This window comes from Streptococcus jiangjianxini (genome assembly GCF_040225085.1).
Classification (GTDB): Bacteria; Bacillota; Bacilli; order Lactobacillales; family Streptococcaceae; genus Streptococcus; species Streptococcus jiangjianxini.
Genome location: NZ_JBEHGL010000015.1, coordinates 1 through 23,174, shown reverse-complemented (window position 1 = coordinate 23,174; position 23,174 = coordinate 1). Strand labels below are relative to the sequence as shown.

General features: G+C 28.8%; 8 protein-coding genes. 7 read left to right on the top strand and 1 reads right to left on the bottom strand.

Translation table 11 applies throughout. The features are described 5' to 3' along the window. Positions 1-30: 30 nt before the first annotated feature. The 7 genes from ABP870_RS07360 to ABP870_RS07330 all read left to right on the top strand — a co-directional run bounded on the left by ABP870_RS07360 (position 31) and on the right by ABP870_RS07330 (position 22,177). Positions 31-15,897, top strand: coding sequence for an amino acid adenylation domain-containing protein (locus ABP870_RS07360; protein WP_350014811.1), 15,867 nt, complete (start codon positions 31-33; stop codon positions 15,895-15,897). Positions 15,898-15,914: 17 nt separating this feature from the next. After that, positions 15,915-16,301 carry an aspartate 1-decarboxylase gene (panD, locus tag ABP870_RS07355; RefSeq protein ID WP_350014810.1) on the top strand — a complete coding sequence of 129 codons (387 nt, stop codon included), beginning with the start codon at positions 15,915-15,917 and terminating at the stop codon, positions 16,299-16,301. A gap of 11 nt (positions 16,302-16,312) precedes the next feature. Then, complete coding sequence (gene yqeK, locus ABP870_RS07350; protein ID WP_350014809.1) at positions 16,313-17,290, top strand: bis(5'-nucleosyl)-tetraphosphatase (symmetrical) YqeK; 978 nt, start codon at positions 16,313-16,315, stop codon at positions 17,288-17,290. 5 nt (positions 17,291-17,295) lie between these two features. Beyond that, complete coding sequence (locus ABP870_RS07345; protein ID WP_350014808.1) at positions 17,296-19,692, top strand: non-ribosomal peptide synthetase; 2,397 nt, start codon at positions 17,296-17,298, stop codon at positions 19,690-19,692. Next, complete coding sequence (locus ABP870_RS07340) at positions 19,689-20,351, top strand: 4'-phosphopantetheinyl transferase family protein (RefSeq protein WP_350014807.1); 663 nt, start codon at positions 19,689-19,691, stop codon at positions 20,349-20,351. Before ABP870_RS07345 ends, ABP870_RS07340 begins: the two co-directional genes overlap by 4 nt. 124 nt (positions 20,352-20,475) lie before the next feature. Continuing rightward, positions 20,476-21,792, top strand: coding sequence for an RNA-guided endonuclease InsQ/TnpB family protein (locus ABP870_RS07335; RefSeq protein WP_350014806.1), 1,317 nt, complete (start codon positions 20,476-20,478; stop codon positions 21,790-21,792). 19 nt (positions 21,793-21,811) lie between these two features. Continuing rightward, positions 21,812-22,177: a DUF956 family protein gene (locus tag ABP870_RS07330; RefSeq protein ID WP_350014805.1), complete on the top strand. Its 366-nt coding sequence runs from the start codon at positions 21,812-21,814 to the stop codon at positions 22,175-22,177. 400 nt (positions 22,178-22,577) lie between these two features. Here the strand turns inward: ABP870_RS07330 and ABP870_RS07325 are convergent. Then, on the bottom strand, positions 22,578-23,174 hold a 597-nt coding region (locus ABP870_RS07325), incomplete at its 5' end, for an IS3 family transposase (RefSeq protein WP_350014804.1).

The following is a 23,174-nucleotide window of genomic DNA, read 5'->3' as shown; positions in this document are numbered from 1 at the left end:
GTTTTTCTATATTTAGAAAGATTGAATATTATGATGGCTAATGTTATTGAATCGTTTAATAGACAAGTAGAGCTTACTCCAAATAGAATAGCAATTTATTTTAAGGAACGAAGTTTGACGTATAAAGAATTAGATAGTATTTCAGATGAACTTTCTAACTTTATTATAAGTGAGTGTGGAGTTAAAAATGGTGATATCGTACCAGTTTTAGTTGATAGAAGTGAAAACGTGATTGTTGCAATTTTAGCTATTTTAAAATCTGGAGCAGCTTACGTGATTTTATCTGACAAGTATCCTAAAGACAGAATTGACTATATAAAAAAAGTGGTTAAATCAAATTTTGTTTTAGATAACAAAATATTTGAAATTTTTAGACTGTCTAAAGAAAAAAACAGTCAAAAAGTAGTTGATAACATCCAGTTATCCGATTGTGCATATTTAGTGTTTACGTCTGGAACTACTGGTAGACCTAAAGGGGTAGTGCATACTCATAAAAGTGTCTTGTCTCATATTGAAAATTTTTCTAAGTACTTTAATTTTGATTCTTCTGAACACCTCAATGTATTGTTAATAGTTAATTTTATTTTTTCTGTCTCAACAACTCAAATTTTTGGAGCACTATTAAACGGTCATACGCTATTTATCACTGATAATAATTTATTAGATAACAGTACTTTATTGACTGAATATATTAATGAAAATCAGATTAATTATTTTCAAGCAACACCGGCTATTCTAGAGAGTTTAAATTTATCTAAAATTCATAGTCTAGATATGGTTGCTTTAGCTGGAGAAAAAATTTCTCAGCAGCTTTATAGAAAAGCTGAAAAAAGTAAAATAAAGTTAATAAATGTATATGGACAATCGGAATTCCATGCTGCTACTGCAAAAATAATTTCGAGTGTTAATGACGTTAATAGTATTGGTAAATCAATTCCTGGTGTCAAGGTTTATGTATTGGATGATGAAATGTGTGAGGTTGACACTGGTGAGCAGGGTGAAATTTATGTAGTTAGTGAACAATTAGCTGAAGGTTATTTAGCTAACGATTTAGAGGATTCTAGTCATTTTGTCAAAAATCCATTTGGAGAAGGAAGAATTTGTCGAACTGGTGATCTAGGGGTGAGACTTCAAAATGATGAAATTAAATTTGTTGGACGAAAAGACTTTCAATTAAATATAAATGGAATAAGAATAGAACCAGGTGAAATAGAAAAAGCAATTGTAGATATTCTGAAGCTAGAAAAGGTTGTGACTATTGAGAAAGATTCTAAAATAGTGGCATACTATGTTTCTCCTAATGAAATTGATGAAAACTTTTTGAGAACAGAATTATTGACTAAATTACCTCCATACATGGTTCCAAATTATTTCATACGTCTAGATGAGTTCCCATTAAACCCTAATGGGAAATTAGACAGATCAAAGTTACCAAATGTAGTTAATTCTGTATCAGAGTTATCTCTTGATATTGGTAAATTATCTGAAAGTGAAGCAATATTAGTTGATCAATTAAATAAAGTATTGGGAATTAGAATTAATAGTTTAGAAGATAGTTTTATAGCCCTAGGTGGTAATTCATTACAAGCAATTAAATTAGCAAATGCATTGTATCAATTAACGAGTAAAAATATTTCTAGTCGTGAAATATTAACAGCGTCCTCTATTAAAATGTTATCACTTCGTATTGAAAATGGACCTTATAAAAATGGTGATGTTACTACTTATACTACGAATACGATGAGTCCTACTGAAAAGAGGATGTATATATTACATAGTAAGAATCCTAATTCTGTTTTATATAATGAACAAACCATTCTTAAATTTAATACAAAAATAGATTGTCTAAAACTTAGAAAAGCCGTAGAATTACTTGCTAATAAATATGAAATATTAAGAACTAGTTTTTCTTTTAAAAATGGGATATATCAGCGTGATGTTTTAAATAAGGCAAATTTTGAATTTATTGAAGAAGCGTACAATTCTAATTTTGAGAAAAATATCAGACCGTTTGATTTAGAGAAGGGTCTAACAATGAGAATTTTCGTACTTCATGATCTTCAGAGCGATTATTTGTTAATTGATAAGCATCATATTATTACAGATGGTGTTAGTGAGCAATTATTTTATGATGATTTATCAAATTTTTATTTAAGTGATAAAGAATTAATTGAAGACACAGTATCATTGTGTGATGCTGTTACACATGTTGATAAGTTACAAGAATCAAAAAGTTGGTGGCTGAATCATTTAAAAGGTTATGAAAGACTTAATTTAATTAAAGATTTGGAATGCTACCCTAATACTTTACATAAAGGTGATACATTTATATCAGAAATCACACCTAATTTGAGTAACAAAGTTGAAAACTTTTCAAAAGCGAATAATGTGAGTGAGTATACAATTTATTTTACGATATTTTCTATTTTGTTGTCCAAAATGTATAATTCTAGTGACTTCGTAATAGGAACCGTTTCAAGCGGTAGAAATTTTAATAATCAAAATAGTATTGGAATGTTTGTAAATACATTACCGATAAGAGTAAAACCGAAGGGAAATACGAAATTAGATGATTATATAAATGAAGTTAATAATATTTTACTTACTGCAATCGAAAATGAAGATTATCAATTTGACCAAATAGTATCAGATTTTCACGAAAGTGAGCAATCAGAAAATCCTTTCTTTGATTGTATGTTTGTATATCAAAATTATAGTCACCAAACTTACTTTGATGGAAAAGCTAAAAAGATTAATTACAAATCTTCAAATGCTAAATTTAAATTAACTTTTGAAATTGAGGTGTTGTCAAATAAGAAGGTATTATATATCAATTTTGATAGTAGTTATTTTAGTAAGGATACCATTAAAAATCTAGAATCTATTTTTTATCAAATACTTAGGGTAGTAAATTCAGAAACAACGTATAATTTAGGTCAGATTCCTCTAGTAGAAGTCAAAAAATATGAAAAGGCTCCAGCAAATGAATTCAGAGATGTTGTTAGTGAGTTTGAAAAACAAGTTGTGGTTTATCCTGAAAAAATAGCGTTACGATTTAATGATATTTGCTTGACGTATGTTGAGCTGAATCGTAAAGTAAATACAGTAGCAAATTATATGATTAATTACCTTAAGATTTCAAAAGGTGATATTGTACCTTTATTACTTGACAGGAGTGATAAAATGGTAATAGCAATTCTTGCGGTATTAAAGATAGGTGCAGCTTACGTACCTATTAGTAAAAAGTATCCTAGAGAGCGAATTGATTATATAATTGAAGCTTGCACATCAGATATACTTATTGATGATGAGTTTATGACGCAAGATTTCGGTGATTACTCAAATCAAAATCCTAATATAGAAATAAGCTCACATGATTTAGCATATGTAATTTTCACATCTGGTACAACTGGAAATCCTAAAGGTGTGATGGTAGAACATGTTAATTTAAGTAATTATTGTTTTGAGGTGGTTAATACAGAGAACTCTGGGATGAATCCAGATAATATTAATGCTGCTTTTTTTGAATATGTTTTTGATGCCTCTTTACATGATTTAGTTAGACCGTTTGTACATGGAGAATCTTGTGTAATATTTAATACAGATTTAATATACGACATTGATAAATTCATCTTTGAATTAAAAAAATATAATATCAATACTATTGGTATGACCCCTTCACTTGCTGGGAAATTGGATCTGACAAAGGTTCCTACTATGAAAACAATTTTTTGTGGTGGAGAAGCTATTACTCAGGAGGTCATTGAAAAATATAGAGAAACTCAAATAAAATTAAAAAATTGTTATGGTCCAACAGAAACTACCATTATGAGTTTTGTCAATAATGATGTGCAAGATACGTCAATAGGGAAACCGATAAAGGGAGTATATGCTTATATTCTTGATGATAGTTTAAATCCATTACCCAAGGGAGCAATAGGTAATCTCTATATCGGAGGAAATCAGGTTTCAAGAGGTTATATAAATCAACCAGAAGAGACTAAGCGTCGTTTTATTTCAAATCCCTTTGACGGGGGTGTTATGTATGAAACAGGTGATTTACTTCGAGAAAGAATGGATGGTTCATATGAATATCTTGGTAGAAAAGATTTTCAAGTTAAAATAAGGGGTTTTCGTATTGAACTGGGGGAAGTTGAAAAAGCGATTATTTCAGAAAATATTGTAAAACAAGTTGCTGTTGTATCGTTTAAAAATAATTTAGTCGCCTACTATGTTTCTGATAAAAGTGTATCAGATGAAATTTTTGAAGAAAGATTATCATTAAGATTACCTTCTTATATGATTCCTCATTACTTTGTAAAATTAGACTCTTTACCAATAACTATTAATGGTAAGTTAGATAAATCACGATTACCTGAACCATATTTAAATAATGAGTATATTGAACCTATAACTTTGGCTGAGAAGGAAGTAGCAAAAGCCTTCTGTGATGTTTTAAAACTAGATCGTGTATCTGTTAATGATAGTTTTTTCAAATTAGGTGGTAATTCAATTGTTGCTATTGAACTAGCCAATTATATCAATGTTCCTGTTAAAACAATTTTTGAGAAAAAAACAGTACGTAACATTTCTGCATCTTTAAGTGAAAAATCTTCATTAAGTTTGACAAAAAATTCAAACGATGCAGAAGTCCTCTCATTTGAACAAGAACAATTACTTTACATAGATAGTTTAGAAAATGGCACTTCGGTATATAACATTCCATTAATTATAAACTTGAATGAAAAAGTTGATATATTTAAACTTGAAGATGCAATAAAAAAGGTATTGGATAGACATAAAGTACTACGAACAATAGTTGGAGCAACATCAGGAACAGTCATTAAATCAGTTAACATTAGTCACCAAAAAATTAGTTATGACGAATTCTTTAATTATACATTCAATTTAAAGAAAGAAATTCCTATCAGAGTTAATATTTTTGAAAATACTTTGTTAATTAATGTTCATCATATAGCGTTTGATGGTTGGTCAACTAACATATTAATTGATGAGATTCAAAAAATTTATAAATATCAATCACTTCCAGAGTTATCGTATCAGTATAATGATTTTGCTAATTGGCAACATAATAATGATACAAACTATCTAAAGACACAAGAAGAATATTGGATAAGTAAATTACAAGGTTATGAAAACTTAGATTTTCCAATTGATAAACCTCGACCAAGTCAATTTGACTATATCGGTAAAGACTTAAACTTAGATCTTGATGAAAAACTTTATACAAAATTAGTTCAACTTGCTAAGAATAATGATACTAGTCTTTATGTTGTAACATTAAGTGCGTTTTTACTCACGTTATCTGCTTATGCAAATCAGAAAGATATTGTATTAGGGACACCTGTTGCTAATCGCAATATAAAAGGAACTGAGGATTTGATAGGCTATTTTGTTAATACTTTAGTACTTAGGACAGAAATTGATAACGAACTCTCTGTTAAAGAATTTATTGAAAAAAATAAAACTTTAGTAATAGATGCTCAAGAGAATCAGAACTATCCTTTTGAACATCTTGTAAGCAATTTAAAGGTTGAACAGGATCTATCACGAAATCCTATTTTCCAAATAATGTTTGGGTTCCAAGATATGAGTCCCCTTATTTTAGATACTGATATATTTGAAAGTATTGAAAATGGTTATTCATTAGAAAATACTAAATTTGATTTATCAGTAATGTTTTCAAAAAATAGAGTTACTTTTACTTATGCAGAAAGTTTATTTTTTGATAATACAATTGCTCAGTTTGCTGACACCTATCAGTTTGTATTGGAGCAATTTATTTATGACGGTCAGTTACTGAAAAATATTAAGTTTTCAGTAGATGATGTTCATGTTGAAGAAATTAGTTATCCAAAAATTCCGATTCATAAGCTATTTGAAGAGGAAGTATCCAAACATCCAGATGAAATTGCTTTAGTGTATGGTAATGAAGTATTAACATATTCTGAATTAAATAAAAAAGTTAATAGACTTGCTAATACTTTAATAAAAAAATATAAAATTCAATCAGGAAGCTATATTCCGATATTGATGGATCGAAGTGAGCAGTACGTCATTGCAATTTTGGCTATATTAAAAATAGGTGCTTGCTATATTCCATTGAGTAAGGATTATCCTCAGGAAAGAATTGATTATATAATCGAAACAACTGGAGCTTCATTTATTTTAGATGAGTCGGTTGAAATTATGTTAGAAGATGATTTAAATCCTGACATTGATGTTTCACTTAATGATCTAGCTTATATAATTTTTACATCTGGGACTACGGGAAAACCTAAAGGAGTAATGATTGAGCATAAGGGAGTTATCAATACTATATATAATCAAATAAATTACTTTGATATAAAACAATCAACAAAAATTATTCATTTTGCTGAATTTGTATTTGATGCTTCTGTTTATGAATTATTCATTGGTCTATTATCTGGTTCAACATTATATCTATTAGAAAATGAGGTCAGACTAGACTATAAATTATTAAAACAATTTGTAATAAATAAAAATATTGAGTTAGCTACACTACCTCCGGCTATTTTAAATGAACGAGATTTATTGCCATTAAAAACTTTAATTGTAGCTGGAGAAAATACACCTGAAAAAATTTATAAAGCGTACTATAAACAAGGAACAGAAATAGTTAATGCATATGGTCCAACAGAAATAACAGTGTGTGCAACGGTTAAAAAATATGAATTAGGAATGAATTCTAAAAATATTGGTTCACCACAAAAAAATGTATATTGTCTAGTTCTAAACTCCTCACATGAAATACTACCAGAAAATGCGATTGGAGAATTGTATATTGGTGGTAAAGGACTTGCACGAGGGTACTTTAATGATCCTGAAAAAACTGAATTAGCATTTATTAATCATCCACTGTATGGAAGATTGTATAAGACAGGTGATTTGGTCAAGAGATTACACAATGGTGAATTAATTTATATTGGTCGTAATGATTTTCAAGTGAAACTAAGAGGTTTCAGAATTGAACTTGGAGAAATTGAGACCCAATTAATGAGACAGCCTCTTATAAATCGTTGCCTTGTCCAAGTCAAAAATAACTCTTTAGTTGCATACTATACAGGTACCTTGTCTTATAAATTGGATGGATATTTGCCAGCTTATATGGTTCCAAATTACTATGTACAGTTAACTGAATTTCCATTGACAATTAATGGAAAAATTGATTTGAGAAAGTTGCCAGAGCCTACAATTGAAAATAAGAAATTTGAAGCACCAACTACTAAAAGAGAAAAAGAAATTTCTGAGGCTGTCTGCGAGCTTTTAAATTTCGATAAAGTTTCGATTAATGATAATTTTTATGAAATTGGTGGAAATTCAATTCTTGCACTGAAGTTATCAAGTAAGATTAATTTATCAGTTAAGCAAATCATAGAATCCAAGACTATTAAGCAGATGTCTATCGTTGATAAAGTTAATACTTCTAAGCTAATTAAGTCGATATCTCAAAGAGAAAGTTACTATACTTCCATATCACAGGAACAATTATGGATTATTAATAAGTTTTCTAATAATACAGCAGCTTACAATGTCCCTATAGTACTAGAACTTTTAGATAATGTTGATGCTAATTTATTAGTGAAATCAATTCAAAAAATTGTTGAAAAACATGAAGTATTACGAACTATAATCAAAGATAATCGTCAATTTGTTACTGATGAAAAACTTTCAATTAGTAATTATCCAATTGATTTAAACGCATTCGTTAATGAATCTTTTGATTTATCAAAAGAAATTCCTATTAAAGTTAATCTGTACGATAAAATACTAGCAATTAATATTCATCATATTGCATTTGATGGTTGGTCAACAGAAAAATTCTTAGGAGAATTAATAGATAATTACTATAATAAAGAAGAGTCGGCATTAAATATTCAGTATAAAGATTATGCTTACTGGCAACGAGAATTCTTAAATTCAAATATTTTTAAAGAACAGGAATCATTTTGGTTACATCAATTGTACGACTATGAACCGCTTAATTTGCCAGTAGATTACAGTAGACCAAAAGAATATACATATAGTGGAAGTAATATTGAAGTTACATTTAAATCAGAGTGGAAAGATGGCTTAGAGCAAGTTGCAAAGAAACATAAAACTACTTTGTATGTTGTTATGTTGACAATATTAGATATTGTTCTTGCACAATTTAGTTATCAAGATGATATTATTGTGGGGAGTCCATTTGCTAATAGGCACATCTCAGGTACAGAAAATTTGATTGGCTTTTTCGTGAACTCTTTACCAGTTCGTACCAAAGTAAGCCAAGATAGCACTTTCAATGAATTACTTAAAAAGAATCATGAGCAAATATTAGAAATTCAAAAAAATCAAGATATCCCGTTTGAAAAAATTGTACAATCTTTAAATAACACTCATGATTTATCAAGGAATCCTATCTACCAGGTCTTTTTCAGTGTGCAAGATTTCACTTCTGAAGTTTTAAAAGATAATAATATTTTTAAAATACTTAATACAGCAAGTATCAACAATTTTGCCAAATATGATTTATCAGTAATGGTTGAAAATGGACTAGTAGTTTTTAATTATTGTAATGATATTTATTCTCATTCAACTATTGAATCCATCAAACAATCTTATATTGAATTAATAAAAGCTGTTATTAATTTAGGGAATTTTACAGTATCAGATTCTCCTATTGCTGAAAATATTATTGAGGGAGAAATAAAAAAATATCCAAAACTTTCTGTAGTTGATTTATTTTATAAACAAGTTGATAAAACCCCAGAAAATATTGCAATAGAATATAAAAATGTTCAATTGACATATAAAGAGTTTGATCATAGGACGAATAGCTTTGCAAACTATTTATTAACTCATGGAGTTAGTCCAGGTGATAATGTAGCGATACTTCTACCGCGAAGTGAAAAAATGGCAATTGCTATTTGGGGAATATTAAAAGCAGGATGTGCTTATGTACCAATAACAAGTGAATATCCTAAAGAACGAATTGAGTATATTTTACATGAGTCAAAATCAAAATATTTGATACAAGAAAATTTTGAAGGTTTTATGTTTGACGATATTACAAAAATAAGTCTAGATATAAATCTCAATGATTTAGCATATATTATCTTTACATCTGGTACAACTGGAAAACCCAAAGGTGTCATGATCGAACATGCCGGTTTAAGTAATAGAATTCAATGGATGAATGATAAATATCCTTTAAATGAGAAGGATATCATATATCAAAAAACTAATTACGTTTTTGATGTTTCAGTATGGGAGCAAATTTGGGCCCTAATAGTGGGAGCAAAAATTGTTTTTGCTAAAGATGGAGGTCATAAAGATCCTCTATATCTTGCTAGAGAAATTACAGAAAAACAAATAACAACTATGCATTTTGTACCAAGTATGTTAGATGTATTTCTTGATACAATTGAGCTATATTCAGAAAATGGACAAATTAATTTAAGTTGTTTAAAATATGTATTTTGCTCAGGGGAGGCGTTAAGTCTATCTAGTGTTAAAAGATTTAAACAGCTTTTACCTAGTACTCAATTACATAATCTATATGGTCCTACTGAAGCTAGTATTGATGTAACGTATTTTGATTGTAATTATCTGGATATTGACAAGGTATTAATAGGAAAACCGGTTGCAAATACAAATTGTTGTGTCATAAGTAAGTCAAACAAAATTTTACCAAAAGGTGCTATAGGAGAACTTGCTATTTCAGGTATTCAATTAGCAAGAGGTTATATTAACCAGCCTAAATTAACAAATTCGAGCTTTATTGATATAGAAGGGTGTGGAAGAGTTTATAAAACGGGAGATCTTGCTAGAATTCTTGACGATAATAATATTGAATACTTAGGTAGAAATGACTTTCAAGTTAAAATTAATGGATTACGTATTGAGTTAGCTGAAGTAGAAAAACAGATTTTAGGGCTTTCGAAAATACAACAAACTGTCGTTCTTAAATCGGATAGTCAATTAGTTGCGTATTATGTTGCCGACCAAGAATTGAAAGAAGATGAAATCAAGGAACAACTCAGAGATAGATTACCTTCATATATGGTTCCATCAATATTCATTTTTATGACACATTTACCATTAACAATTAATGGTAAATTGGATAGAAGAGCATTGCCTTCGCCGAAGATAAAGGCTAGTAATACTATTGTTGAAAATGAAATTGAGCTCCAATTGCAAAATATAGTTGCTACTTTATTAGGAAGGTCTACGTCTGAAATTGATATATTGGCTAGTTTTTTCAATCTTGGTGGAGATTCGATTAAAGCAATTCAATTAAGTAATAAAATTAAACAAGTATTTGATGTATCCATACCAGTAAATGAAGTTTTCGATGCTAAAAATATTAAAAATTTAGCTAAGAAAGTTATTAAAAAAGATAAGAGTGACGTTATTTCTGAGCAAGGTTTTTTAACAGGTGAGGTAAATCTTCTTCCTATTCAGGAGTGGTTTTTCAACAATAATTTTTCAGAGTGCTTTAATCAAGGATTTGGCATTAAATTACCAAAAGATGTCAATTTAGAAAAATTAAAACACTCATTGAAAGATCTGATTAATTACCACGATTCTTTAAGGATTTATTTTAAAAACGATAAACAGTATTATGGTAATAAGATAGAGAATGTTGAGATAGAAATAATAGATGATGATTCTATTTTGAGTAAACTGGAGAATAAATTTGAATTGTCTCAAAAATTGTATAAATTTATTTACATTAGCTCTCAAAATATTTTAGGGGTTATTTGTCATCATTTAATTATTGATACGGTGTCATGGGAAATAATATCATCTGATTTAAAAGCTTTGTACAATGGACAACAACTTCCGCCAAAAGGAACAAGTTACAGACAGTGGGGAGAAGCATTATTAAGTATTAAAAATACTTTTAACAATAACTATCCAAGTCAGTTCCAAGAATATGAAGTTCAGGAGAATATGCAATCTTCTCATTTCCATCTTTCAACTGAATCAACCAATACGTTATTGAACGATATTAATAGAGTATACAATACATCTACAATTAATATCTTACTTACTTCTTTGGCAAGAGCTCTAAATAGAATATGGCCATCAGAAGAAACATATGTACAATTAGAGTCACATGGTCGAGCAAATATTGATGAGTCTATTAACATACAAAGAACTGTAGGATGGTTTACTTCCATCTATCCTCAAAAAATCTCTGTAGACTTAGTGAAAACAAAATTGTATGGAAAAGAAAACCTAGATTTAGGGGTTGGTTATGGACTTTTAAATGGAATAAGAGCAGAAAAATTACCTAAAATATTATTTAATTATTTAGGACAAATTAGTGTTACTGACTCAGAATGGTCTATTGTAAAAGCAGATTTAGGATGTATGTCGGATATAGAACCTAATGAAAATCTAGTTATTAATAGTGGAATTTATCAAAAACAATTATTTGTTGAACTAAGTGGAAAAATAAATAGTCTTGATTTGATTTCTCAATATTTAAGAGAAGAAATTATTAATTTAGTTAATGGTCTTAATGAAACATCTAGAACTTATCTGACATCTGATGACATTAATTATTTAATTTCTCAAGATAGTTTAGATAAAATTCAAGATTCCGAAGAGGTAGTTGATATTTTACCGGCAAGTTCATTGCAACAAGGTTTTGTATATCAAGCTTTGAATAATTATCAAAATGACAATGCCTATATATGTGCATATGCATTCGAATATAATAATTCTGTTGATATCAATATCTATAAGCATTCGTGGGAATTAGCACAAGAGCGATATCCAAGTCTTAGACTGTGTTTAGATATTGTAGATGGAGAAGTTGTTCAAATAATACCTAAAAAAGCTACACTTGATTTTGAATATATTGAAACAGATGAAGTTGATGAATTAATTAATGATGAAAGAAATAAATTATTTACTCTTTCAGTGGGTGCTCTGTTCAGAGTAAGGCTTATTAAAACTTCAAAAAATAAGTATATTTGCGTGTTAATTAATCATCATGCAATTTTAGATGGATGGTCTAATTCAATTTTGATGAATTGTGTCCATAACTTCTATTATGGGTTGTTAACTGATAGTGAAATTTCTTTTGAGGTAGACAATGCATATTTAGAGGGGCAGAGATTTATACACAATAATTTAGCATATGCAAAAAAATATTGGGATGAAAATTTAAACGAAGTAAATCATCCGGATATTTCAGGATTATTTAGGCATGATAAGCATCAAACTAAAATTGAAGAAATTGATTATATTCAAAAACCAGTAGACAAGGTATTTACATTAGAAAATTCACTATACAACTCTTTGAAACAATTTTCTAAAGAAAATGAACTTACAATTAATATAATATTGCAGTATGCTTGGCATAAACTTCTAAGTGTTTATGGAGGTATTACAGAAACGACAATTGGTGTTGTAAATTCTGGTAGACAATTCCCAATTAATGGGATTGAAGATAGTGTGGGGCTTTATATTCAAACAGTACCTATTCAATTTCAACATAGTAATTCTGGATTAAAATCAGAACTAAATTCTCTTCAGACCATTAATCAAAATGCTTTAATTAATGGAGGTGTCAGTTTAGCTGAATTACAGATTAATAGAACTAGGTTATTTGATACTGTATTTATTTATGAAAATTATCCAATAGAATCAAATGATTTGCCTGAATCAGATGGTAAACTAGAAATAGTTAGTGTTAAAGCAGTTGAGAAACTTGATTATCCAATAACCATTGTTATTTTTGAAAAAAATGAAAATCTATTTTTGCAGTTTAAATATGATGATGAACTCTTTGAGGAAAAAACAATTGAAAAACTGTTTAATTTCATGAAGAGTATAGTGAAGCAAATTGTTAATAATGTTTCATATTTAACATATGTTGAATATGTCCCTAGATTTAGTACAGGGAGATATAGCCAGTCAAATATTGTTGAAAAATTTGAATTAGAAGTATTGATGAATCCAGATAGAGTTGCTTTGAGATGTAATGATATAGAATTAACCTATTCTCAATTAAATGGACTTTCAAATATTTTTGCCAGAAATTTGATGACAAAATTTAGTGTTCAAGAGGGAGATAGGGTTCCATTATTATTGGAAAAATCGGAAAAAATGGTTATTGCTATTTTAGGTATTTTAAAGGCAGGTGCAGCGTATGTTCCAATGTCGCCTAAGTTTCCTGCTGAGAGAATTAAATATATTACAGAGTTAGTTGAATCTAAAGTAGTTATTGATGAGAAGGTAATTAATCTTTTACTAACCGAAAGAAATAATACTAATAATTTGAATCTTTTGATAAAGCCCAACGCATTAGCTTATATCATATTTACATCAGGTACAACTGGAAAACCAAAAGGTGTAATGGTTGAACATAGGAATTTCTTAAATTATTTAGATAATATGTTATCTGCAATAAGATCAAATGGGACTGAAGATATAGAATTTGGATGTATTGCGGAATATGTATTTGATATTTTCGGAACAGAGATTTTTGGTCAACTGTTACGTGGTAAAACTGTTAGTTTATTTACAGGTTTGCCAGAAGATTTTCCTCAGTACATGAAAAACAATCGCATCACAACCTTACAGTCAACTCCTGGTAAAATTAGTTATCTATTTCAAAATAATGACTCTGATATATTAAATACAGATTTGACGACAATATTAGTCGGTGGTGAGAAGATGAACGATGCTTTTGCAAATCGTTTTAAAGACCTCACACTAATTAATATCTATGGTCCAACTGAAGGAACTGTATGGACGTCAATGAAGAAAGTTGACTCTAATTATATTAATTACTCTAATATAGGAAAGCCTTTCAATAATTATGTCCACTATGTTTTAGATGAACAAATGAGATTGTTGCCTGATGGAGCTATTGGGGAATTGTATATTGGAGGTCCTCAATTGTCTAGAGGATATTACGGAAAATCTGAATTAACTTCAAAAGTATTTAGAAAAAATCCGTACAATTTGAATAATATAGAAGAATATTCACTAATCTATAAAACAGGAGATATTGTTAGACGTTTATCAAATGGAGAATTTGAACTTATTGGACGAAATGACTTCCAAGTAAAAATAAGAGGTTTCAGAATTGAATTAGGTGAGATTGAAGCAGCGATGCTAAAAATACCAGAAATTAATCAAGTTTTAGCTCTGTCACTTGGAGAAGAAGACAGTAAGTATCTTGGCGTCTATTATACAGGTTCTAAAGAATTGACTAAGGAATATATAGAAAATATTATTTCTAAATACTTAACAGATTATATGATTCCTTCCGGTTATCAATACATTGATGAATTTCCATTAACAATTAATGGGAAAATTGATAGACGTGCCTTGCCTATAATAGATTATTCTAGCTCTGTAGAATATATTGCACCGAGAACTTCAGGAGAGAAAATTGTCAGAGATTGTATAGCAAGTATATTGAATATTGATAATTCAAAATTATCTATTTTGGAAAATTTTTTCAATATTGGTGGAGACTCAATCAAAGCAATTAAATTAATTAGTAGTTTAAATAAAAAATTACATAAAAGTCTTGATATTAAAGTGATTTTTGAAAATAAAACAATTGAAAAAATTTCTAATTCATTTTCTATATCTGATGCTCCTCTTGATACTCTGAAAACTCTGAAAGTTAGTAAACAAGAATTTGGAAAAGTGGAGAATCAAGTTTTATCTTTTGCTCAGGAACAGTATATTTCGACACCTAAGACATCATATAGTAATGTTAAAATTGCGTTTAGAATTAAAGATACAACTGATGTTGAAAAATTAATTTATGCTCTTGAAAAAGTGGTAGAAAGACATGAAATTTTGAGAACTAAACTTCATGGAAATTATCAGTATATTTCAAATGAACCATTTGTTGTTACTCAAAATGCCATAAATAGAGAAAAATATTTTTCACATATATTCGATTTGGAGAAAGAGTGTCCGATTAAAGCAAATATATATGATAATATATTTACATGTCTAATTGATCATATTGCTTTTGATGGGTGGTCTACTTCGCTTTTCTTAAGAGATATTGAGAAATATTATTACGGTGAAGCTGTAGACGAATTAAAATTCCAATATAAAGATTATGCAAAATGTCAACAAGACTTCTTGAATAGCCCGAAAGTTGAATCACAATTAAAATTCTGGAAAGATGAACTCAGTAGTTATGAGCCAACGAAATATTTTTCTACTAAAAAGTTAGTGATTGACTCAAAAGATGGAGCAGATGAATATTTACATTTAGAGGATGGTTTGTATAAAGAGATTAACAAATATGTAAAAAAATATGGCACCACAATACATAATTTCCTTCTCAGCATTTTCTTCCTTTCAGTCAGTAAAGCAAGTAATCAAAAAAATATTTCTATCATGATTCCTAGTCTAAATAGAAATGTTAGCGGAGTTGAGGATTTAATTGGGTTGTTTATTAATAAATTTTTAGTTACAATAAATTTAAACAAAGATATCTCTTACGACAAGTTCTTAAATGATTTAAATGCTAAAATTATTGATTATCAAAACAATCAAGATATTCCTTTTGAAATGATAGCAAATAAACTAGATTTAGACTTGAGTGGATGCAAACTTTATTTTGGTATTCAAGGATTTAAAGGGGAAGCATTAAAAAATTCAACTATTTTTGAAGCATTACCAGAGATGAATAGTAAGGCTCAAAAAGATGCTTTTAGTGACTTAACAATTTTTGTTTGGGGACAAAACATCGATTTTAACTATGCAAAAACGACATTTAATAGGGAGGAGATTTTAAATTTTATAAATATATATGAAACAATATTGTATAAAGTACTAAAAAATAATAGCATAAAAATAAATACAATTATTGAATAAAATAAAAGGAGAATACAATGATAGTAGAAATGTTAAAAGGGAAAATTCATAGAGCTACTGTAGTTCAAGCAGAATTAGATTATGTTGGTAGTATCACTATTGATGAGGCTCTAATGGAAGCGAGTAATATTCTTGAATATGAAAAAGTGCAAATTGTAGATGTTAATAATGGTAACAGATTTGAAACATATGTAATTGCTGGGCCCAGAAATTCTGGCATCATCTGTTTGAATGGTGCGGCTGCTAGATGTGTTTCTGTTAATGATAAGATTATTATCATGAGTTATTGTCAGATGTCTCTGGAAGAAGCTAAAATGTCTCAGCCATATGTTGTACTTGTTAATGATGATAACGGGATTATTAAAGTAGCTAGATATGAAAAACATGGAGTTTTATCAGAATAGTTGGTGAAAGAATGAAAAAACGAGAGTATCTAACACCTGTGTCAGAAAATTTTTTGCATTCGATTGGTGTAGGTATTGAATCATTTAAATTAGCTTTAGAGTATAATCTAAATCCTGTGGCTGCCTTTATTGCAGGCAGCCTACACGATTTAGGTGGTGCTATACCTAATCAAGATCGTGTAAAAATTGCTGAAATGTGTGGTATTACACTTTGTAAAGAAGAGACAGAATTTCCGCTATTAATTCATGCAAAACAAGGGGCATATTTTGCTAATAAATTATTCGGAATACACGACAAGGATATTTTAGATTCTATATTATTTCATACTACATGTGTTGAAAATGCTTCAGATATTGTAAAAGTAGTATTTTTAGCTGATAAAATTCATTGGGATCGTGATGGGAAACCGCCTTATTTAGATGATTTAAGTAATTCGTTAAATATTTCTTTAGATATGGGCTGCAAAACTTTTTTAGAATGGCTTTGGAATGATAATCAAAAATTAGTTATTCATCCATTATTAAAGAGTAGTTATAACTTTTATTGTAGAGGTAAAAGTACATTATCAGACTATTATCTTGAATATAATACTGAATTAAATAAAAAAATAATCTCATCATATTTTCTGGATAAAATTATGAATGAATATAAGAAAATTTTTTTCCCCTTAGATACAATAGTAAGTAGTTACTATAATGGACAAATTACAAAAAATGATTTCTACAATCAATTTATAGCATCGGTTATTTCAAATTCTTCAAATACTATTAAGATATTTAATAGTATAAAAATTGATGAATATATTGAAGTTCCTCAGTATGAAGATGATTTTTATAAAAATTTAAATATTTATTTTGCAAAAAATGAATTTAATATTTTTGATACCACTATTTTAAACTTAATTGATGATAATTCAAATATTGATATTACTGATGTTGATATAAAAGAAATAGTTTCAAAACTGATACATGTAAGTTGTAGGGAGTAGTATATATGAAACAAGATTTTTTAAACGTCTTATATAAGCATTCGCAATCAGATTCTTCAAAAATAGCTTTAATTGATGGAAACATAAAATTGAGTTATAAGGATTTAGTAGATAATGTCGAAAAAAGGATTTTAGAGTTAAGCAATTATGATTTTTCTGATAAAATTGTAGCTTTGCAGCTCCCACGAAGCATAGAGTTTGTAATAACAGTTCTAGCATTAATGAAGATGGAAGTGACATTTATACCTCAAGATATTTCTCAACCTGAAGAGAGATTAAATAAAATGTTAGAAATATCACATGCAAACTATGTTATAAAATATGATAATAGTGTATACTCAATAAATAAAATAAATAGTTATAAAAATAATACTAAGGCGTGGGCGATTTATTTCACTTCTGGTTCAACTGGTTTACCTAAGGCTGTAGAAATAACACGAGAAAATGTTGAAAATACAGTAATTTGGGAAAAAGAATTATTTCAGTTATCAGAAAAAGATCACATGGCTTTATTTACTGCATATTCTTTTGCAATTAGTTATATTGAGCTATTTTCAGGTCTATATGCAAAATGTACTTTGCATATATTAGATGAGAAAATTAGGCATGATTTCAATTTACTTGAAAATTATTTAAATTCTAATAAAATAACATTTATGAATATAACTGCATCAATTGGAGAATTCATAATAAGAAAGATGAATTTAGAGTACTTGCGAGTTTTAACTTTATCAGGTCAAAGATTTCCAAATGTTAGCTTAGAAGGTATTACTTATAAAGTTTTTAATATATATGGTAACACAGAATGCGGTGCAGCTACGGCAACTGAAATTACTAATGATACAAATACTATAACAATTGGTAAGACTGTTAGAGGGATGGGAGCAGTTATCTTAGATGAAAATCGAAATGTATTAAGTAATGGGGAGATAGGAGAATTATTCTTATTTGGATCCCAAATTGCTTCGGGCTACTATTTGGACCCTGAAGCTACTAAAAGCTCATTCATTAGTGTAAATATTGATGGTAAGATGGTTTCAGGATATAGGTCAGGTGATTTTGCTAGAATCTTGGAAGATGGAAATATTCAATATTTTGGAAGAAAAGATAGACAGTATAAAATCAATGGAATAAGAATTGATTTAAGTGAGATAGAAAATGCATTAAAAAATATTTTACCAAATGTAGAACAAAGCTATATTTTTGTACGAGAAAATTTGATTTTTTGTTGGATTGTTCAAGAAGATAAGGTAAATGAAGATGAAGTAATAAGTGAGTTGAAAAATTTATTACCTGAAATTATGATCCCTAAAAGAATTATAAAAATTGATTCTCTACCTCTAAATGGAAACGGAAAAACAGATGAATCTAAATTATTCGATATTTTAGATAATATTTCTTCTATCCAAGATAACAGGATTTTGTCAAAAGAAGTATCTGATATGGAAGAGTATTTAAAAGTAGCTTGGAGTGAAATTCTTGGAATATCAAAGAATCATATTAATTATCAGAGTGATTTCAAAAAGCTAGGTGCAACATCTCTGCAAATAATGGAACTTGGAATTAAAGTCTTACAAGATTTGGGTAAAATGGTGAATTTTGTTGAGATATATAATCATTCAAAATTATTTGATTTAGCTAATCTCTTATTAGAAGATAACTTTAAACCAATTTATACTTTTATTGAAAGATCCCCAAAGATGGGAGATGCATTACCTTTATTTGTGATACATTCAGGTAATACTGGAAGTGATGTATATAGACCGCTTTTTGAAAATATTAGTAACGCTAAATTTCCCATCTATATCATTGAACCATATAATCTTATGTCTCAAGGAGAAAGAATTAATGGAATTGAAAATATTGCTAAATTTTATATTGAATTAATTAAATCTTTTCTCGTTGAAAAAGATTGTAATAGAATTAAGTTGATGGGATGGAGTTATGGAGGTGTGATAGCAAGTGAAATGTGTTATCAGTTAGCAGATTCAGATACTAAAGTAGAAGAATTAATAGTGTTAGATGCTCCATTTTACTTAGAGGAGAAAGACTATCAATTAGCAGCTGAAAGAGAGGAAAACGGTTATTACAGAAAGTATTTTGAGAATACACATATATTTAAAGGAATGGATAAACTGAATATAACAACTGAACATTTATTAAAAAATAATCACGAAGTATTTAATGACTTATTTAATTATACTCCTAAGAAAATTAATAATAGTAAAGTCACGTTTGTACGTAGTATTGTTGAAGAGAATCCTCTAACTGATATACAAATACGGAGATTGTTTGATTCAGTTTCCATTGTAGATGTAAGTTCAAAACATGATTACCTTTTTATTGAAGAACACACAAAATCAATTATACAGGGTTTATTACATATTGAAGGTAGACTATGATTAAAGTGTATTTTTATAGATACGATAATATAAAGAATTATAATGTTTTAATGAATTTTACCAAATTTTCATCAATTTCTAGATATAATTATTCTAAAAGCTATTTTCACAAGGAAAATACCTTTAATTCGGCGCTAGCTTATACAATTTTATGCATGAGTATTGGAAAATATAGACTAGAAATCCTACGTGGTAAGAATGGTAAGCCGTATATTGAAGGGAGTAATTTATTTGTTTCCATATCTCATACAGTGGGACTCGTAGCAATAGCGATTTCAGATAATTTCGATATTGGAATTGATTGCGAAAAATTAGATAATATAGACGATGAAGTTAAAAATATAACTTACTCGAATTCAGAAATTGAAATCACTAAAAATTGTCCGATAAAATCTACTCTTTTTTGGACTGCAAAAGAAGCACTGAGTAAGTTAAAAAATGAAGATTGGTATAGTACAAAGAGGACAGAATTGTACATGATTGATAATACTATTAAGGAAACAAATAATAGGGATATAATTTTTGATTATAAACTCATTTCAAAAGGTATAATTTGTTTAGCGAGCTCTCGTTTAAACAAAGATAAAATATTCATAGAGGTTACAGATGATGATTTAGTAAATTTTTGTTTAAGTAGCATGTCAAATAATAAAGTTTAAAAATATAATACTTGTACATCAGGGTTGTTTCAATCCGTAGAGCGTGGTAAATATTTTATAATTTAAGTATGAAACTTCCCACGAAGCTATTGCAGTAAGAAAACATGGACAAAGATGATGTTTTATGAAAATATATAAAAACTATGGATATAGAATATATCCAACACAGACACAAAAAAAATGGTTTGAGGAACATTTTGAAGTAAATAGATTTCTTTATAATCATTTACTATCATGTAGTATAAAAAAATATAATGCAGAAGTTGACGAAAACTTTTTGAAATTAATTCGAGAAATTAATTTCAATTCCGAGGAAGTTCAGAAATGGACAGAGAGTGATTATGAAAAATTGCTAAAGCAAGCTAAAAAGGGTGTGAAAATTTATTCTAAAAATGAATTTTCAAAATTAATAACTCAAGCAATAAATAATTCAGATTTTCCTTGGGTTAATAAAAGCTATGATGGAAGAGCTATGAGAGAGGTAGCTACTCAAGTTGATACAGCATACAAAAATTTTTTTAAAGGGAAAGGATTTCCTAAATTTAAAAAAAAATATTCAGTAAAATCTGTACGTTTTCCTGTATCCAAACAAGGGGATTGGTTTTCGATACGTTTTGAGAAAGATAATATTCTTGTCATGCCTAAAAAAATCAGACTAAAAATCGTTCAACATAGACCGTTTGAAGGTGAAATTGTAGCAGCTACTATAAAAAAATCTAACAGTGGGAAATGGTTTGTTACAATATTGTCAAAAGTGAATCCTCCGATTAAATTACCTGAAACAGGATATTATGTTGCATTCGATCGAGGTGTTCGAGATTATATGATTGGTTATGATACTGAACAAATATTATTCACTATTCCTTCCTTTTCTTATACCCACTCTTTGATAGATAAAATTGCCTCTTTACGTAAAAAACTTTCTAGAAAATATATAGTTGCTAAACAAGATTCTAGAAGTCTTGAAGATTCTAAAAATTATCAAAAAAATAAAGAGCTACTTGCTAAAGCATATGAGAAATTAAGATTTCAAAAAGAGTATTACTTACAACAGTTATCTAAGGAAATTATTGAGAAGTACGATATTATTTTTTTAGAAGATTTATCAGTAAAAAGTTTGGCAAGTTCAAATCTTGATAAAAACGTAAAAAAAGGTGATCGTATTGTCCAGAGTCGATTTTCAAGAAAGTTAATGCAACTATCTCACTATCGAATGGAAACGTTACTGAAAGAAAAAGCTGAACTGTATGGTAAAAGGGTAGTGGTATTACCTAAAGGATTTAAATCTAATGGAAACTGTTCTAATTGTGGAATTGATTTTGAAAAGTCTATTTCTTTAAATATGAATAAATTTACTTGTTCTAACTGTAATGTTACACTTGGTAGAAGTGAGAATTCAGTAAAAAATATTTTAAAAGAAGGGATGAAATATCTATTGTAAGTATAGATATGGGCTAATTATGGTTCAGTCAATTAATAAAAATGTGGAAATAGTCCAAAAGGCAACATCATTTTCTGGAATGACAGATTATGGACAAATTATGGTTGGTGATAAAGGATTTGAGTTTTTTAATGACCAGAATGTAGAAAATTTCATTCAAATTCCATGGCAAGAAATGGATTATGTTATAGTATCGGTAGTTTTTAAAGGAAAATGGATTCCACGTTTTGCAATTCAGACAAAAAGAAATGGGATATATTCATTTGCTTCTAAAAATCCAAAGATAGTTTTAAGAGTAATGAGAAAATATTTAGGTTCTGAAAAAATAGTAAAATCATTAAGTTTTTTTGAAGTTATAAAACGTGTTTTTATAAAAAAATTTTGAATTGTAATTTCATTTAAAAAATATCTAGTAATAATTTTTAAGATATGATTTTATAGTTATTAAATTTTAGTCTTACATACCAAATAATTATAAATATATACTGTCTTTTATAATCTTTTCAAAAATGGGTTAAAACTATTCTATTTAGAAAGCCTAAAGTTTATTTTGCAAAATTGCAAATAGAAAAAGTTCCAGAGTTATATAAACTCCGGAACTTTTTCAATATACTCTCTTATTGGGCGGTTACAATTTTTGTCTGGGCAGTTTTCGATATAGTGTGACTATTTTTTGGGAGGAAAGCTGATGTAAAAGGTGTATACAAAAGGTACAGCTCATATTTGATCATTTTAATAATGAAAAGGCAACCCTTTTCTGTACAAAATTTATAAAGTGTTTTTTGTTAAGCGATAACTCGCCTAGCCATTGGTGTTTGATAGTTGAGACTGCCGTGAATGCGATGATGATTCCACCAGTGGACGTAGTCCTTGGTTTTAAGATTTAGCTCTTCAAGTGTATGAAAGATTTCTTGATTAATAAACTCCAGTTTGAAAGAGCGATAGGTGCTCTCAGCTACGGCATTGTCATAAGGACATCCTGCTTGACTAAGTGAACGGGTGATACCGAATGCTCCTAACACCTCATCAATCAGCTGATTATCAAACTCCTTGCCACGATCAGAGTGGAAAAGATTGACCTTGGTTAGTGCATAAGGGATACTCTGAATAGCTTGCTTTACGAGCTCTGCAGTCTTCTGCCAACCGACTGACAGACCAATGATTTCACGATTATAGAGGTCTATTATCAAGCAAACATAAGCCCAGCGCTTACCAACACGAACATAAGTCAAATCAGTTACAATCGCTTCAAGTGGTCTTTCTTGGTTGAATTGCCTGTCTAAGAGATTTGGAATGGGTGCTTCATTTTTCCCTTTAGAACACGGCTTGAAGCTAGTCTGCTGGTAAACAGATACGAGATTCAATCGCTTCATTATCCGACG

What these genes read in the sequence shown, in the direction of transcription:
- ABP870_RS07360 (WP_350014811.1), top strand. Translation starts at nt 31, where the DNA reads ATGATGGCTAATGTTATTGAATCGTTTAATAGACAAGTAGAGCTTACT.
- panD (WP_350014810.1), top strand. Translation starts at nt 15,915, where the DNA reads ATGATAGTAGAAATGTTAAAAGGGAAAATTCATAGAGCTACTGTAGTT.
- yqeK (WP_350014809.1), top strand. Translation starts at nt 16,313, where the DNA reads ATGAAAAAACGAGAGTATCTAACACCTGTGTCAGAAAATTTTTTGCAT.
- ABP870_RS07345 (WP_350014808.1), top strand. Translation starts at nt 17,296, where the DNA reads ATGAAACAAGATTTTTTAAACGTCTTATATAAGCATTCGCAATCAGAT.
- ABP870_RS07340 (WP_350014807.1), top strand. Translation starts at nt 19,689, where the DNA reads ATGATTAAAGTGTATTTTTATAGATACGATAATATAAAGAATTATAAT.
- ABP870_RS07335 (WP_350014806.1), top strand. Translation starts at nt 20,476, where the DNA reads ATGAAAATATATAAAAACTATGGATATAGAATATATCCAACACAGACA.
- ABP870_RS07330 (WP_350014805.1), top strand. Translation starts at nt 21,812, where the DNA reads ATGGTTCAGTCAATTAATAAAAATGTGGAAATAGTCCAAAAGGCAACA.